Source organism: Amycolatopsis rhabdoformis (assembly GCF_035918295.1).
GTDB lineage: Bacteria > Actinomycetota > Actinomycetes > Mycobacteriales > Pseudonocardiaceae > Amycolatopsis > Amycolatopsis rhabdoformis.
Genome location: NZ_CP142149.1, coordinates 9,248,350 through 9,264,097, shown reverse-complemented (window position 1 = coordinate 9,264,097; position 15,748 = coordinate 9,248,350). Strand labels below are relative to the sequence as shown.

The 15,748-nt window shown below is 72.6% G+C and carries 15 protein-coding genes; 5 read left to right on the top strand and 10 right to left on the bottom strand.

Translation table 11 applies throughout. The features are described 5' to 3' along the window. The first annotated feature begins 135 nt into the window (after positions 1-135). Positions 136-459, top strand: coding sequence for an MGMT family protein (locus VSH64_RS43200; protein WP_326568499.1), 324 nt, complete (start codon positions 136-138; stop codon positions 457-459). A gap of 30 nt (positions 460-489) precedes the next feature. Beyond that, the gene (locus tag VSH64_RS43195; protein WP_326568498.1) at positions 490-1,311 is read left to right on the top strand and encodes a siderophore-interacting protein; all 822 of its coding nucleotides are present in this window, start codon (positions 490-492) and stop codon (positions 1,309-1,311) included. On the opposite strand, the gene VSH64_RS43190 is transcribed toward VSH64_RS43195, so the two are convergent. From VSH64_RS43190 to VSH64_RS43180, 3 genes are read right to left on the bottom strand one after another with little or no spacing between them, the layout of a single operon-like run. Further along, entirely contained in the window at positions 1,308-1,790 is a 483-nt protein-coding gene (locus VSH64_RS43190) for a DinB family protein (protein WP_326568497.1), read from the bottom strand. The two genes, VSH64_RS43195 and VSH64_RS43190, sit on opposite strands and share 4 nt — an antisense overlap. Next, positions 1,790-2,584 (bottom strand): uroporphyrinogen-III synthase, encoded by a 795-nt coding sequence (locus VSH64_RS43185; protein ID WP_326568496.1) that lies wholly within the window; start codon positions 2,582-2,584, stop codon positions 1,790-1,792. The genes VSH64_RS43190 and VSH64_RS43185 overlap by 1 nt, the downstream gene beginning before the upstream one ends. Next, positions 2,577-3,554, bottom strand: a complete 978-nt coding sequence (locus tag VSH64_RS43180) for a helix-turn-helix transcriptional regulator (protein ID WP_326568495.1) — start codon at positions 3,552-3,554, stop codon at positions 2,577-2,579. The genes VSH64_RS43185 and VSH64_RS43180 overlap by 8 nt, the downstream gene beginning before the upstream one ends. A 62-nt stretch (positions 3,555-3,616) precedes the next feature. On the opposite strand from VSH64_RS43180, the gene VSH64_RS43175 reads away from it, so the two are divergent. Both VSH64_RS43175 and VSH64_RS43170 read left to right on the top strand, forming a co-directional pair. Next, a complete protein-coding gene (locus VSH64_RS43175; RefSeq protein WP_326568494.1) occupies positions 3,617-4,021 on the top strand; it encodes a DUF3224 domain-containing protein in 405 nt (134 codons plus the stop codon). A gap of 10 nt (positions 4,022-4,031) precedes the next feature. Next, a complete protein-coding gene (locus tag VSH64_RS43170; protein WP_326568493.1) occupies positions 4,032-5,150 on the top strand; it encodes a DNA glycosylase AlkZ-like family protein in 1,119 nt (372 codons plus the stop codon). A 15-nt stretch (positions 5,151-5,165) separates the two neighbouring features. On the opposite strand, the gene VSH64_RS43165 is transcribed toward VSH64_RS43170, so the two are convergent. After that, positions 5,166-5,639 carry a MarR family winged helix-turn-helix transcriptional regulator gene (locus VSH64_RS43165; RefSeq protein ID WP_326568492.1) on the bottom strand — a complete coding sequence of 158 codons (474 nt, stop codon included), beginning with the start codon at positions 5,637-5,639 and terminating at the stop codon, positions 5,166-5,168. Between the two features lie 111 nt (positions 5,640-5,750). On the opposite strand from VSH64_RS43165, the gene VSH64_RS43160 reads away from it, so the two are divergent. Continuing rightward, complete coding sequence (locus VSH64_RS43160; RefSeq protein WP_326568491.1) at positions 5,751-6,947, top strand: FAD-dependent monooxygenase; 1,197 nt, start codon at positions 5,751-5,753, stop codon at positions 6,945-6,947. Here the strand turns inward: VSH64_RS43160 and VSH64_RS43155 are convergent. Genes VSH64_RS43155 through VSH64_RS43130 form a run of 6 tightly spaced genes read right to left on the bottom strand, consistent with a single transcriptional unit; the run spans position 6,913 to position 15,712 of the window. Then, positions 6,913-8,016, bottom strand: a complete 1,104-nt coding sequence (locus VSH64_RS43155) for a uroporphyrinogen-III synthase (RefSeq protein ID WP_326568490.1) — start codon at positions 8,014-8,016, stop codon at positions 6,913-6,915. The two genes, VSH64_RS43160 and VSH64_RS43155, sit on opposite strands and share 35 nt — an antisense overlap. Further along, positions 8,013-8,351, bottom strand: coding sequence for a nitrite reductase small subunit NirD (gene nirD / locus VSH64_RS43150; RefSeq protein ID WP_326568489.1), 339 nt, complete (start codon positions 8,349-8,351; stop codon positions 8,013-8,015). The genes VSH64_RS43155 and nirD overlap by 4 nt, the downstream gene beginning before the upstream one ends. Beyond that, entirely contained in the window at positions 8,348-10,879 is a 2,532-nt protein-coding gene (gene nirB / locus VSH64_RS43145) for a nitrite reductase large subunit NirB (protein ID WP_326568488.1), read from the bottom strand. The genes nirD and nirB overlap by 4 nt, the downstream gene beginning before the upstream one ends. After that, positions 10,879-12,234: a nitrate/nitrite transporter gene (locus tag VSH64_RS43140; protein ID WP_326838200.1), complete on the bottom strand. Its 1,356-nt coding sequence runs from the start codon at positions 12,232-12,234 to the stop codon at positions 10,879-10,881. The genes nirB and VSH64_RS43140 overlap by 1 nt, the downstream gene beginning before the upstream one ends. Positions 12,235-12,251: 17 nt before the next feature. Continuing rightward, on the bottom strand, positions 12,252-13,667 hold the full coding sequence (locus VSH64_RS43135; protein ID WP_326568487.1) for an FAD-dependent oxidoreductase: 1,416 nt from the start codon (positions 13,665-13,667) through the stop codon (positions 12,252-12,254). Beyond that, positions 13,664-15,712 (bottom strand): molybdopterin oxidoreductase family protein, encoded by a 2,049-nt coding sequence (locus tag VSH64_RS43130; RefSeq protein ID WP_326568486.1) that lies wholly within the window; start codon positions 15,710-15,712, stop codon positions 13,664-13,666. Before VSH64_RS43130 ends, VSH64_RS43135 begins: the two co-directional genes overlap by 4 nt. Positions 15,713-15,748: the final 36 nt, after the last annotated feature.

Here is a 15,748-nt window from a genome sequence, read left to right as displayed (position 1 = left end):
CTGCACCTTTCCGTGCGCCGTTCTCCGCCCGTTCACGTCATTGATGGAAGCACGCCGCCACGCACGGGTGGCGCACCGGCACGCAGTTGGCGGCCGGTGGTCGAAACTGTCGGTGGGTTGCGGCACAGTGCTCGTGTGGACGACGAACTGCACGAGCGGATCCGGGCGGTCATCAGCGACGTGCCCGCGGGCACCGTCTCGACCTACGGTGACATCGCGGCGCTCAGCGGCGCGCCGTCCCCGCGCATGGTCGGGCGCGTGCTCGCCGAGGACGGGCACGACCTGCCGTGGCAGCGGATCCTGCGCGCCAACGGCACACCGGCACCGCACCTGGCCCACGAGCAGCTCGCGCGGCTGCGCGCGGAAGGCGTGCTCGCCGACGGTCAGCGCGTGAACCTGCGCGAGTACCGCTGGCGGCCGGAGGGACTGGAGGACAAGGAGCCGGAGGGACTCTTTTAAAACCTGCGTCATTGAGGTTAGGTTTGCCTAATGGCATTGCTGACTGCGCACCGCGGCCGGGTCACCGCGGTCCGGCGGGTCACCCCGCACATGGCCAGGGTCACGTTCGACTGCGCCTCGCTCGCCGCGACCGAAGGCTTCGGACCCGACGCGTACCTGAAGATGTTCTTCCCGCTCCCCGGCCAGGACGAGCCGCAGCTTCCGCCCGCGCCGTCCGGCGGCGACGTGATGTCCTGGTACAAGACCTACCTCACGATGCCCGACGAGGTCCGGCCGCCGATGCGCACCTACACCGTGCGCGCGCTGCGGCCCGCGGTCGGCGAGGTGGACATCGACTTCGTGCTGCACGACGACAACCTGGGCCCGGCCTCGGCGTGGGCCGCGCGGGCGGCGGCCGGCGACCGTGTGGCGTTCGTGGGGCCGCACAGCCTTTACGAGGTCCCGGCCGGCGCCGAGTGGCAGCTGCTCGTCGGCGACGAGACGGCCCTGCCCGCCATCGGCGCGATCGTGGAGAACCTGCCGCGCTCGGCCCGGGCGTCGATCTACGTCGAGATCCCCGACCGCGCCGAGCGCCAGACGTTCGACACCGCCGGCGCCGTCGAGCTGCACTGGGTCGTGCGCGGTGCCCGGCCCCACGGCGAAGCCCTCCTCGACGCCGTCCGCGCGGCCCAGCTGCCAGGCGGCGCGCCGTACGCCTGGGTTTCGGGTGAGGCCGGCGTGGTCAAGCACGTCCGCCGGCACCTCGTGCGCGAGCGCGGCTTCGACAAGGACACGATCTGCTTCACCGGCTACTGGCGCCACGGCCTGAGCGAGGAAGCCGTCGGCCGAGAACGGGTGGAAGCGGCTTCCTAGGCTTCGGCCAGGACCTGTTCGCGCAGGATGTCGGCGTGGCCGCAGTGCTGAGCCAGCTCCCGCAGCACCTGCAGGTACACCCAGTGCAGCGTGCGCGGGCCGCTGCGGTGGCCGGTCACCACGGTGTCCAGCGGCAGGTCCGCCACCGCCTTCCGGGCCGTCGCGCACGCTTCGCGGTGCGCGGCCGTGATCGACGCGATGGTGTCGTCGGCGGTGAGCCGGAACGACTCGTCCGGGCTGCGCACCAGGCCGAGGTCGTGGCGGGAGGTGCCGCCCACGCACTCCTCGAACCACACGCGCTGCATCCACGTCACGTGCTTGATCAGCCCGAGCGGCGTGGTCGCCGACGGCACGAGGGAGCGGCGGGCCTGCTCCTCGGTGAGCCCGTCGAGCGTCCGCTCGATTCCCGCGCGGTACTCCTCGACGAACGTGTCCAGCTGCGTGCGCTCGTCGTCCAGCAGCACGTCGAACGAACCCATCAAGCCCTCCCGAGCGTCGAGACCACGAGTTTCACCAGCGCACCGAGCCGTTGCCGGTCCGGCTGCACGGTCGGAATGCCGCGCGCTTCCAGCGGCACCGCCGTGACCGGCCCCACGCAGAACGTGCTGACCTCGCCGTGGCGCAGCACGTCGAGCGCGCCGGTGTCGGCGATGAGCGTGAGGAAGTTGGTGGCGGCCGGGGCGCTGGTGAACACGAGCGCGTCGAGCTCCGCCGACAGGATGTCGTGCGCCAGCGAGAAAACCGGCGCGGTGTTCGCGGGCGAGTGCCAGCGGTAGGGCTGCACGGCGAGGACGTCGGCACCCACGAGCTGGTCGGTGAACTCCGGCAGCGCCGAGCCGTGGAGCTGCACGGCGATCCGCGCGTCCATGACACCCGCCGCGACCAGCGCGGAGAACAGCTCGGCGTTGCTCTCGTTCGGCGCCGAGTACTCCTCGCGCAGGCCCGCACCCCGAACCGCGCCCACGGCTTTCGGGCCGCGCGCGAACACGCGGGACGCGCCGAGCACGCTGAGCAGATCGTCCTTCAGCCCCCAGCCGTCGGCGGCGGCGAGCCAGCCGCGGAAGCCGGCTCCGGTGGTCACGGCGGTGAAGGTGACGGGTGCGGCGAGCACGGCTTCGGTGTCGCGCCGCAGCTCGGGGTCTTCGGCGAGCGGCACGATCGTGATGGTGGGCGCGTGGCGCACCTGCGCGCCGTAGCGCAGCAGCGCCGAGATGAGGTCGTCGGCGCGGCGCTCGGCCGTGACGCCGATCCGCACCCCGTCGAGCTCACCCATACGTCGCCCCCATCTCCCTGATCGCGTCCGCGACCTGCGCGCGCAGGTCGGCCGGTTCGAGCACCTCCAGGTGCGGCCCGAACCGCAGCAGCTCGCCGATCGCGGGTTCCCCCGGCTCGACCGGCAGCGGCATCGTGAGCCAGCCTTCCGCATCGGGCCGCGCGCCGCCATCAAGAGCTTCGCGCAACGCCCGCGCCCCCACGCTGCCCGCGTAGAACGGCAGCAACCCCTGCGCCCGCGGCGAAAGGCGCACGGTGGCCAACCGCGAGTACATGCGCTGCTCGAACTGCTCCGACCACTCCTGCCAGTAGCGCGGCAGGTCGAAATCGGCCGGTCGCTCGAACAGCTCCCCCAGGTCGGTCAGCTCGCGGATGCGCGAGATCCGGTAAGTGCGATCGGTCCCCTCGCACCTACCGGCGAGATACCAGTTGCCCGCCTTCAGGATCAGGCCGAGCGGCTCCAGCACCCGCTCGACCTCACGCTGCCCCCAGCGTTCGTAGCGGATCCGCACGCGGTGGGCCGACCACACGGCCTCGGCGACGTCGGCCAGCACCGGCAGGCTCTCGATGCCGCGGTGCCAGCCGGGCACGTCGAGGTAGAACCGCTCGGCGACGCGACCGGCCCGGCTGCGCAGCTCCTTGGGCAACGCGGCGTAGAGCTTGAGCTGCGCCGCCGCCAGCACCGTGCCGAGGCCCAGCTCGGCGGCGGCCACGGGCAGGCCGGCCAGCGACAGCGACTGCGCCTCCTCCTCCGTGAGGCCGGTCAGCCGGGTGCGGTAGCCGTCCACCAGCTGGTAGCCGCCGGTGCGGCCGCGATCGGCGTACACCGGCACGCCCGACGCCGACAGCGCGTCGATGTCGCGGTACACCGTGCGCACGGAGACCTCGAGCTCGGCGGCCAGCTCCTCGGCCGTCATCCGGCCGCGGTTCTGCAGCAGGAGCAGCACGGTGAGCAGGCGGGACGCACGCATCTTTCGAGTATGCGCGCAAAACCTGACACAAGCTGACAGGTATGCGCGGTTGAGTGGTCCGCATGAACACGTTCAGCATGAAGAACTGGGACGAACACATCGTGAGCGGCCAGGAAGGCGAGCCGCGCGTGGCGTACGCGCACGCCACGATGGAGTACACCGGCGTGATCGAAGGTGAGTCGATCTGCGATTACCTGCTGTACTACGCGGGCGAAGGGTACGACGGCGGCGACACCACGTCGCCGAGCTTCGAGCGCTTCGACGCGACCGTGGCCGGTCGCCGCGGCACGTTCGTGGTCCGGCACGAGACCGGCTTCGACCCGGCGGGCATCCGGTCGACGTTCGAGGTGGTGGCGGGCTCGGCGACCGGCGAGCTCACCGGCCTCACCGGCTCGGGCTCGGGCTCGGTGAAGGGCACGATGGGTGAGCCGACGATGTCGTACACGTTCGACCACGCGCTGAGCTGAGGAGGCCGCTGTGCTCGAGGTGTCACGCAAGCAGGTGCTGGCCTACCGGATCGCGCGGCACGGGCTGCACCGGACGGAGCAGGACCCGGTGGCTTCGCCGCAGTTCGACCTCGGCCTGCAGGACAGCATGCGCGACACCGCGGTGCTCGCGCTCGCCGCGCGCTCGGCCGGTGAGGTCACGCCGACGACGCTGGTCGACGATCCGCGCGTGGTCCTCGTGTGGTCGCACCGCGGTGCGCCGCACTTCCACCGGCGTGACGACCTGCGGGAGCTCACCACCTCGCTGATCCCTCTCGACGACGCCGACGCGCTGGCCCGGATGTTGTGGCAGAAGAAGGAAATCGGGGCCACGGGGGTGCCCGCGTCGGAGGTGCTCTTCACCGCGGCGAAGGCCATCCGCAAGGTCGTGAAGGAACCGATGTCGAAGGGTGCGGTGAGCGCCGCCGTCACGCGCGAGCTGCCCGAGGCGTACTCGCGCTGGTGCCGGCCCTGCAACGCCACGCACATCCAGGAGCAGCTCATGCGCCTGGCGACCCTCCACGGCGGCGTGCGCCTCGAAGCCGACCAGTCGCCCGCCACGCTCGCGCCGCTGGAGGGCCGCGCCCGCCTGCGCACCACCCCGGACGCGGCCGCCGTGTCCCGCGTGGTGCGCGGCTACCTGACCGTGAACGGCCCGGCCACCCAAGGCGACGCGGCCGGCTTCGTCGGCACCGCGAAAACGGCCCTCACACCGGCCTGGCCCGAGGACCTGACCGAGGTCAGCGTGGACGGACGGAAGACGTTCCTGCCGACGGCCGAGGTGTCGGCGCTGGAAAACCCGCCGGCGCCGTCGATCGTGCGGCTGCTGCCGCCGCTCGACCCGTTCACGCAGGCCCGCGACAAAACCGTGCTGGTGCCGGACAAGGCGCGCGCGAAAGAGGTGTGGAAGATCCTCGGCAGCCCCGGCGCGCTCCTGGTGGACGGCGAGCTGATGGGTGTGTGGCGCACCCGCGGTTCGGGCAAGCGGCTCGCCTTCACGATGACCGCGTTCGACCCGCTGCGCGCCACCGATCGCGCCGCCGCCGAGGAAGAGGCGGAGCGGGCCGCGAAGGCCCGTGGCTATGCCGATCTTTCCGTGACCTGGGCTTGATTCGGTCCGGCCTGATCAGTCCACTTCGGACAGCCGGGCCGTGAGGTCGTCGACGAACCGGTTCAGCAGCGCGCCGAACGTGCGCTGGTCGTCGATCGACCATTCGGCCACGGCCTCGGTGAACCAGCTCAGGATCGTCTGCAGGTACCGGCCGGCCGCGGCGGCGCCGTCCGGCGTGAGCTCGATGAGGCGGGCGCGCTGGTCGTCCGGGTCGGTCACGCGCTGCACGAGGCCGCGCTTCTCCAGCTCGTGGAGGTGGCGCGTCACGTGCGGGCCGACCACCTGCATGCGCGTGGCGATCTCGCCGACGCGCAGCGGTTTTCCGGCCATCTGCAGCGTGATGATCACGGTCAGCGCGGGCCGGTCCAGCGCCAGGCCGGCCTGCTCCATGGCGCGTTCGGCGAGGTGGCTGCGGTTGAGCACGGTGCTCAGCTGCATCAAGCGCGGCAGGACCGTCATGGGGTCGAGCCGACCGTCTGTGTCGCTCATCACACCTCTTACATACCTAAGTTAGTTATATAGTTGCCTCATGGACAGCGTGAGGCAAGAGCCCCGTGCGGCCGCAATAAGCATACCTAACTTAGCTATCGAGGAGACACCATGACCACCGTTCTGATCTCCGGCGCCAGCATCGCCGGCCCCGCGCTGGCCTACTGGCTGCGCGACTACGGCTTCGACGTCACCGTCGTCGAAAAGGCGAGCGCGCTGCGCGGCGGCGGCTACCCCATCGACATCCGCGGCACGGCGCTCGGCGTCATCGAGCAGATGGGGCTGATGCCGCGGCTGCGCGAAGCCCACGTGAACACCCGCCGGATCAGCTTCCTCGGCGCCGACGGCACCACGGTCGCGGCACTGCGCCCGGACGCGATCGTCGGCGGCGAGGGCGGCGACCTCGAGGTGCGCCGCGGTGATCTCGCCGAGCTGCTCTACGGCACCATCCGCGACGACGTCGAGTTCCTGTTCGACAACACCATCACCGCGCTCGACGACCGCGAAGACGGCGTCGCCGTGACCTTCCGCAGCGGCCACCGGCGCACGTTCGACCTCGTGATCGGCGCCGACGGCCTGCACTCGGGCGTCCGTGCGCTGAAGTTCGGCCCCGAGGAGCAGTTCCACCGCTACCTCGGTTACTGCTTCGCCGGCTTCACCCTGCCCAACACCTTCGGCCTGCACCGCGAAGGCGCCCTGTGGAGCGTGCCCGGCCGCGGCGCCGCGCTCTACGCGGTGGGCGAGAGCGAGGACATCCACGGCTTCCTCAACTTCGCGCGCCGCGAGCCGCCGTTCGCCGCGTTCCGCAACCCGGACGCGCAGCGCGAGCTCGTCGCGGAGGTGTTCGCCGGCGACGGCTGGCTGATCCCGCAGCTGGTCGAGGCGATGCGCACGGCCGACGACCTGTTCTTCGACGTCGTGAGCCAGATCCACCTGCCGCGCTGGTCCTCCGGGCGCGTCGCGCTCGTCGGCGACGCCGCGTTCGCGCCGTCGTTCCTCACGGGACAGGGCACCAGCACCGCGCTCGTCGGTGCGTACGTGCTCGCGGGTGAGCTGGCCACGAAGGCCGGCCACGCGGCGGCGTTCGCGGCCTACGAGGACACCGCGCGGCCGTTCGTCGAGGCGAACCAGGCGCTGGTCAGCGAAGGCAGCGCCACCATGTTCCCCGCCACGGCCGAAGCGCTGGCCGCCCGCAACGCCGAACTCCGCAAGCTCACCGTCCTGCCCGGGGGCGCCGCGCGGCCCGAGCACAGCGCGCTGGTGCTGCCCGAGTTCACCGCTCGACGGCCAGCCGGTAGCCGCGCTTGACCACCGTCTGGATCACGGCCGGGCCACCGAGGGCCACGCGCAGGCGGCCGATCGCCGTCTCCACCGCGTGTTCCTCACCGCCGCCCGGCAGCGCCGTGGTGAGTTCGCGCCGCGACACCACGCGGCCCGGTGAGTGAGCCAGCAGACGCAGCAGTGCCATGGGGGCGGGGGCGATGTCGTGCCAGTCTCCGTCGAGGACCACGGCCTGGCCGCGGAGTTCGAGGGCGTGGCCGGCGACCTTGAGGCGCGGGGTGCGGGCGAGCAGCGCGTCGGCGACCGTGCGGGCGAGGGCGCCGAGCCGGGAGCGGGCCGGCTGGACGGTGGGGATGCCCAGCGCGGCCAGGGGTGCGGCCGTGATGGGGCCGACGCAGGCGACGACCACCCGTGAGGTCAGGGCTTCCACCAGCGCGGGCAGCCGGCCGGTGCGGCGAGCCAGCGCGAGCGTCGACGCGGCGGCCGGCGCGGAGGTGAAGGGCAGCGCGTCGACGGTGCCGTCGAGCACCGCGTCGAGCAGGCGGTCGAGCGGGCCCGGGTCGGCCGGCGCGACCCAGCGGTAGACCGGGATCTCGATCACGGTCGCGCCCGCCGCGCGCAGGGCGTCGGCGAAGAACGGCAGCGGCTCGCCGTGCAGCTGAACGGCGATCGTCCCCCCGGCCACGCCGGATTCCAGCAGGTGGTGCAGCACACCGGCGTTGCTCTCCGACGGCGGTGAGTAGTCCTCCGACAGCCCCGCGGCCCGCACCGCGCCGGTCGCCTTCGGGCCGCGGGCCACCAGCCGGGCGCGGGCCAGGCGGCCGAGCAGCGCGTCGCCCAGGCCCCAGCCCTCGGCGGCCTCGATCCAGCCGCGGAAGCCGATGCCGGTGGTGGCCACGACCACGTCCACAGTGGACTCCAGGAGCCGCAGGGTGGCCGCGTGCAGTTCGGTGTCGTCGGCGAGCGGCACGATCCGGATGGCCGGGCCGTAGCGCACGGCGGCCCCCTTGCGCACGAGCAGCGCGCCGAGCTCGTCGGCCCGGCGCGCCGCGGTGATGCCGGCGACGAACCCGGCCAGCGGGAGCACGTCCGTCACGGCAAGCCCACCTCGACGGTCCCCTCCCGCACCCGCACGCGGTACACCGGCGTCGACACGCCGGGCGCGTCGAGGCACTGTCCGGTGTGGAGGGAGAACCGCTCCTTGTACACCGGTGAGGCGACCACGGGCTCGCCGCCGGCGTCGCCGACGATGCCGCGGGACAGCACGGCCGCGCCGCTGCACGGATCCCAGTTGGACAGCGCGAACCACGCCGTCCCGACGCGGAACACGGCCACCTGCTCGCCTTCGACCAGCGCGGCCACGCCGGCGCAGTCGCCCACCTGCGAGGCCGCGCACACCGCGGTCCAGGTGGTTTCGATCGACGTGGTCATCGCCGTACCTCCGATTTCTCGAGTGATTTCTCGAGCAGCGGTACACCGAGCAGCACCGGCACGCGTTGCGCGCGTTCCGGGCGGAACGAGATCGACGGGTCCGGGGTGCCCGGCGCGTTCACGAACGAGCTGAACCGCGCGAGCTTCTCCGGGTCTTCGAGCACACCGCGCCATTCGTCGGCGTAGTCACCCACGTGCTTCGCCATCGCAGCGTCGAGGTCCTCGCAGATGCCGAGGCGGTCGTCCACGATCACCGCGCGCAGGTGGTCGAGCCCGCCCTCGAGCTCTTCGAGCCACGGCGCGGTGCGCTGCAGCCGGTCGGCGGTGCGGACGTAGAACATCAGGAACCGGTCGATGGTGCGGATCAGCGTCTCGGTGTCCACATCGGACAGGAACAGCTGCGCGTGGCGCGGGGTGGCGCCGCCGTTGCCACCCAGGTAGAGGTTCCAGCCGTGTTCGGTCGCGATCACGCCGAAGTCCTTGCCGCGGGCCTCGGCACACTCGCGCGCACAGCCGGACACGCCGGCCTTGATCTTGTGCGGCGACCGCAGCCCGCGGTAACGCAGTTCCAGCTCGATCGCCAGGCCCACACTGTCCTGCACCCCGTAGCGGCACCACGTCGACCCGACGCACGACTTCACCGTGCGCAGCGACTTGCCGTACGCGTGGCCCGACTCGAACCCCGCGTCGACCAGCCGCCGCCAGATCTCCGGCAGCTGGTCCACCGTGGCGCCCAGCAGGTCGATCCGCTGGCCACCGGTGATCTTCGTGTACAGCCCGAAGTCCTGGGCCACCTGCGCGATCACCATGAGCTTCTCCGGCGTGATCTCGCCGCCGGGGATCCGCGGCACCACGGAGTAGCTGCCGTTGCGCTGCAGGTTGGCGAGGAACCGGTCGTTCGTGTCCTGCAGCGTCGCCTGCTCGCCGCCGAGGATGTGGCCGTTGCCGAGCGTGGCCAGGATCGACGCGACGGCCGGCTTGCACACCGCGCAACCCGAGCCGGTGCCGTGCCGGCTGATCAGCTCGCTGAACGTGGTCACGCGCGTGGCCCGCACGATCTCGAACAACTCCGCACGTGACTGCGGGAAGTGTTCACACAGCGCCGTGGACTGTTCGACGCCGCACCCGGTCAGCAGCTTGGCCAGCATCGGCACACACGAGCCGCACGAGGTGCCGGCCCGCGTGCACGCCTTGAGCTTGCCGACCGAATCACACTGCAGCGCCGTGATCGCGTGGGTCAAGGTGCCCTTGGAAACGCCGTTGCACGAACAGATCTGCGCCTCGTCCGGCAGCGCCTCCACGCCCACGGCCGCGCCCCCGCCGGCCGGCGCGAGCAGCGCACCGGGCTCGGCGGGCAGCGGACGACCGACCAGTGCGCGCAGCGTGTGGTACTCGGCCGCGTCGCCCACCAGCACCCCGCCGAGCAGCGTCCGGCCGTCGTCGGTGACCACGAGCTTCTTGTAGGTGCCGGCCACGGCGTCGTTCACCGCGACCTCGAGCGCGCCTTCCGTGGCCGCGTGGGCGTCGCCGAAACTGGCGACGTCCACGCCCATGAGTTTGAGTTTCGTGGCCGTGTCCGGCATCGGGAACGTCGCCGCTCCCCCGGTGAGCTGCGCGGCGACGACCTCCGCCATCGCATAACCCGGTGCGACGATGCCGTAGACCCGGCCCTCGACGGCCGCGCACTCGCCGATCGCGAACACCGCCGGATCGTCCGTGCGGCAGCTCGCGTCCACCAGCACTCCACCGCGTTCGCCCAGCGCCAGACCGGCGTCGCGCGCCAGGTCATCGCGCGGGCGGACTCCTGCGGAGAACACGACGAGGTCCACGTCCAGCTCAGTGCCGTTGCCGAGTTTGGCCAGCAGCCGCGAACCGTCGGCTTCGAGCGCGTCCGTGGACGTTCCCGTGTGGACGGTCACGTCCAGCTTCTGGATGAGCCGGCGCAGCAGCGCACCACCGCCTTCGTCGACCTGCAACGGCATCAGCCGCGGAGCCATCTCCACCACGTGCGGCGAAAGACCCAGGTCTCGCAACGCCTTCGCGGCCTCCAGGCCGAGCAGACCGCCGCCGATGACTACCGCCGACCGGCGACCCCGGCCCGGTTTCGCCGCGGCCGCGCGGATCGCGTCGAGGTCCTCGATCGTGCGGTACACGAACACACCCGGCAGCTCACGGCCCGGCACCGGCGGCACGAACGGGCGCGAGCCGGTGGCCAGCACCAGCGCGTCGTAGGCCTGCACGTGCCCGGCCGCGGTGGTCACCGTGCGCGCCGCCCGGTCCACCGCCACCACGGCGTCGCCGAGCCGCAGGTCCACCTGAGGATCGTCCGCGTAGTCCGCACCGGGCAGCGCCAGCGCGGCCGGGTCCCAGGTCTCCACATAGGACGTGAGCGCCACCCGGTCGTAGGCGGGCCGGATCTCCTCGGCCAGCACCACGACCCGCCACTCGCCGGCGGTGTCCGCCGTGCGCAAGGCTTCCACGAGCCGATGCGCGACCATGCCGTGCCCGGCCACCACGAGCGTGCGCATCAGAGCTGCCCTCCCGCCAGCGCGACCTGCGCCTGCACGGCGGGTTTGCGCAGGTACACCGCCCACGTCACGCCCACGCACACCGCGTAGAACACCAGGAAGCCCACGAACGCGGGAATTCCACTGTGCGCGTCGGCGAACGACTGGCGGAACGCGAGGTTGATGAAGAGCCCGCCCAGCGCCCCGATCGCGCCCGCGAGCCCGATCAGCGCACCCGAGAGGCGGCGGGCCTTGAGCAGTTCCGCGGCCTCGTCACCACCGAGCTCGATCGCCGCGCGGGCCTTCACCTGGAACAGCGCGGGGATCATCTTGTACGTGGAACCGTTGCCGATGCCCGTGAGGACGAAGAGGACGATGAACGCGACCGTGAACAACACCAGCGACTGCGCCGAGGACGCCAGCACCAGCACGACCGTGGCCAGCGCCATCCCGCCGAACGTCGCGAACGTGACCCGCGCACCGCCGAGCCGGTCGGACAGCCGGCCCCCGAGCGGGCGCGCCAGCGAACCCAGCAGCGGCCCGAGGAACGTCACCGCCGCGGCCTGCAACGGCGTGCGGCCGAACTGGTTCTGCAGCACCAGCCCGAACGCGAAGCTGTAGCCGATGAACGAGCCGAACGTGCCCACGTACAGCAGCGACATCACCCAGGTGTGGCCGTACCGCACGACCTCACGCATGGCCTTGGTGTCACCGCGCACCGTGGCGAGGTTGTCCATGAACAAGGCCGCGCACACCGCCGCGACCACGATCAGCGGCAGGTAGACGAACAGCACCAGCCGCGGCGCCGTGGCTCCGGCGACGCCGATCACCAGCAACCCGACCAGCTGGATCACCGCCACCCCCAGGTTTCCGCCACCCGCGTTGAGCCCGAGCGCCCAGCCCTTGAGCCGTTCCGGGTAGAAGGTGTTGATGTTCGTCATCGACGAGGCGAAGTTGCCGCCGCCGACCCCGCCGAGCGCGGCCATCAGCACGAACGTGCCCAGCGACGTGCCCGGGTGCAGCACGATCGCCGTGAGCACCGTCGGCACCAGCAGCAGGACCGCGCTGAAGATCGTCCAGTTGCGACCGCCGAAGCGGGCCACCGCGAACGAGTAGGGCAGCCGCATGAGCGCGCCCACCAGTGTCGGCGTGGACACCAGCAGGAACTTGTCCGCCGCCGAGAACCCGTACGCGGGCCCCATGAACAGCACGACCACCGACCACAGTGTCCACACGGAGAACCCGATGTGCTCGGCGAACACCGAGAACCACAGGTTGCGCCGGGCGATCCGCCGGCCCGTGGTTTCCCAGAAGGTCTCGTCCTCGGGGGTCCAGTGCTCGATCCAACGACCCTTCACGGTGTCCTCCTCAAGCATCGACGCGGTCGGGGTGCTCACTGGGCGGCCAGCCAGCCGGCGACGGCGGACACGGTGTCGTGGCAGCCGCCGCAGCCGGTGGTGGCGCGGGTGGTGCGGGCCAGCGCGGCGACGTCGGTGGCGCCGGCGCGCCACGCGTCGACCAGCCGGCCCTTGGTCACGGCGTTGCACCGGCAGATCACCGCGGTCGCCGGCAGGTCGGCCGGGCTGGCGGCGGCCGGTGCGCCCGAAGGCAGCGCCCGGCCGAGCAGCACCGCGAGGCGGTCTTCGGGCAGCGGGATGCCGCGGTCGTGGAACTGCGTCACGGTGGCGGCGGCGTCGGGCAGGCCGAGCAGGATCGCGCCGGTCACGCGGTTGTCGCGGACCACGAGCTTGCCGTAGCGGCCGCCGGACGGGTCGTCGACGGTGAGCACGTCGGCGCCGTCGTCCGCCTGGGTCTCCCCGAGCGCGGTGAGGTCGACGCCCCGCGCCTTCAGCCGCGTGACCACGGTCGTCCCGCGGTAGCGCGCCGCGGTGTCGGCACCGGTGAGCAGATCGGCGAGCACTGCCGCCTGCTCCCACGCGGGCTGCACGAGCCCGGCCGGCGCGTTCTCGTGCCGCGCGCAGTCGCCGAGGGCGTGCACTCGGCCGTCGCTGGTGCGCAGCAGGTCGTCCACGAGCACCCCGCGATCCACGGCGAGCCCGGCGGCCTCGGCGAGCGCGGTGTCCGGGCGCACGCCCGCGGCGACCACCACCAGGTCGGCCGGCACGAAACTGCCGTCGTCGAGCTTCACGCCGTCGCCGGGCAGGTGGCGCGCTGCCGTGGCGTCGAAGCGGAAGGTCACGCCGAGCTCGGCGAGCCGCCGCGCGAGCACGCGGCCCGCGCCGGCGTCGAGCTGGCGTTCCATCGGGTGGCCGTGCGGGTGCACCACCGTCACGTTCGCGCCGCGCCCGGCCAGGCCCCGCGCGGCTTCCAGGCCGAGCAGGCCGCCGCCGAGCACGACCACGGGCGCGCCCGGGCGAGCCGCGTCGAGGATGCGGGCGCAGTCGTCGAGCGTCCGGAACATCGCGACGCCGGGGCCTGGCTCGAGCCCCTCGACCGGCGGCAGCCACGGCGTGGCGCCGGTGGCGAGCACGAGAGCGTCGTAGTCGAGCGGCCCGGCGGTGGTGGTGATCCGGCGGTGCGCGCGGTCGAGCCCGGTCACGACCGTGCCGAGCCGCAGCTCGACGTTCGCGCGAGCGGCCCACTCCTCGTCGTGCAGGCGGACCGTGGCCGCGGTCATCCCGCCGGCGAGCACGGACGACAGCAGCACCCGGTTGTACGCGGGATGCGGCTCGGCGCCGACGACCGTCAGCCGCACCCGCTCGGCCGCCGGATCACGACGGCGGATCTCGTCGGCGAGCCGGGCCCCGGCCATGCCGTAACCGGCCACGACCACGTGCCGGGTGCTCATGCGACGGCGTCCACTTTGGACAACGCGACCGCGCACACCTTGAACTCCGGCATGCGGCTCACCGGGTCGAGGGCCGGGTTTGTGAGCAGGTTCGCCCGTCCTTCACCGGGGAAGTGGAACGGCAGGAACACCAGGTCGGGGCGCAGCGAGCCGACGCACCGCACCCGGGCCACCGTCTCGCCGCGCCGCGAGCGGACCAGCGCCCGCTCGCCCTCCACGAGGCCGGCGCGCGCCGCGGTGTCGGGGTGGACCTCCACGAACACCTCCGGCACCACGTCCACCAGCTCACGGATCCGCCGCGTCTGGGCGCCGGACTGGTAGTGCTGCAGCACGCGGCCGGTGGTGGCCTGCAGGGGGAACTCGGCGTCGGGCAGCTCCGCGGGCCCGGTGTGGTCCACGGCGGCGAACCGCGCTCGGCCGTCCGGGTGCGCGAAGCGGTCGAGGAACATCCGCGGTGTGCCGGGGTGGTCTTCGGCCGGCACGGGCCAGTGCAGCGCCTCGCCGGTGCGCAACCGGTCGTAAGTGACCCCGGAGTAGTCGGCCGAGCCGCCCTTCGACGCCGCCCGCAGCTCTTCGAACACGGTTTCCGCGTCGGCCGGGAACCGCTCGGCGGGCTGGCCGAGCCGCGTGGCGAGGCCCCGCAGCACGTCGAGATCCGACCGGACACCCGCCGGTGCGACCACGGCCTGGCGGCGCAGGAGGATCCGGCCTTCGAGGTTGGTGAGCGTGCCGGTTTCCTCGGCCCACTGCGTCACCGGCAGCACCACGTCGGCGCGCGCGGCGGTCTCGGACAGCACGAAGTCGGCCACCACGAGGAGGTCCAAAGCGGACAGTCGATCCTGCACCCGCCGCGACCGCGGCGCCGAGACCACGACGTTGCTGCCGAACACCAGCAACGCCTTCGGCCCGCCCGGCTGACCGAGCGCGTCGAGCAGCTCGGCCGCCGACCGGCCCGGCCCCGGCAGGCTTTCCGGCGCCACCCCCCACACCCCGGCCACGTGCGCCCGCGCGGCCGGATCGTCGAGCTTGCGGTAGCCCGGCAGCTGGTCGGCCTTCTGGCCGTGTTCCCGCCCGCCCTGCCCGTTGCCCTGGCCCGTGAGGCAGCCGAAGCCGCTGCCTTCGCGACCGGGCAGGCCCAACGCCAGCGCCAGGTTGATCCAGCCACCGACGTTCGCCGTGCCGGTGGCGTGCTGCTCCGTTCCTCGCGCGGTGAGCACGTACGCGTTGCGCGCCTCGCCCAGCATCGTGGCGGCCCGGCGCTGGTCGGCGGCCGCGACCCCGGTCACGCGCTCGGCCCGCTCCGGCCACCACGCGGCGGCGAGGCGCCACGCGTCGTCGAAGCCGGCCGTCCGGAGATCCACAAAGGACTTGTCGAGGTGCCCCTCGGCGACCACGGCGTGCAGGATGCCCAGCGCCAGCGCGAGATCGGTGCCCGGTGCGGGCGCGAGGTGCAGAGCCGCGAGCTCTGCCGTCGGCGTGCGGCGCGGATCGATCACGATCAGCTCGGCGCCGCGCAGGTGCTGTACGAACGGCGGCATCGTCTCGGCCGGGTTCGCCCCGGCCAGGAGAACCACGTCGGCGTCGGCGAGATCCGTGACCGGGAACGGCAGCCCGCGATCGGCCCCGAACGCCTTCAGCCCGGCGGCCGCGGCCGAGGACATGCAGAACCGGCCGTTGTAGTCGATCTGCGAGGTGCCGAGCGCGACGCGCGCGAACTTTCCCAGCAGGTAAGCCTTTTCGTTGGTGAGCCCACCCCCGCCGAACACCGCCACGGAGTCGGGGCCGTGCTGCGCGGTGAGCTCACGCAGCCGCGCCGCCACGAGGTCCAGCGCTTCGGCCCAGGTCGCCGGCGTCAGCTCACCGTCGCGCCGGATGAGAGGGGTGGTCAGCCGTTCGCCCGAGCGCAGCAGTTCGCCGGACGTCCAGCCCTTCTGGCACAGGCCACCGGCGTTGACCGGAAAACCGCGCGGTGTCACGCGCGTGCCGGCCAGGCGCATCCCGCACTGCAGCGCGCAGTAGGGGCAGTGCGTGTCGACGTGCGGCACGGGCACTCCTCGGGGTCGGCGATGGCCCCGACGCTA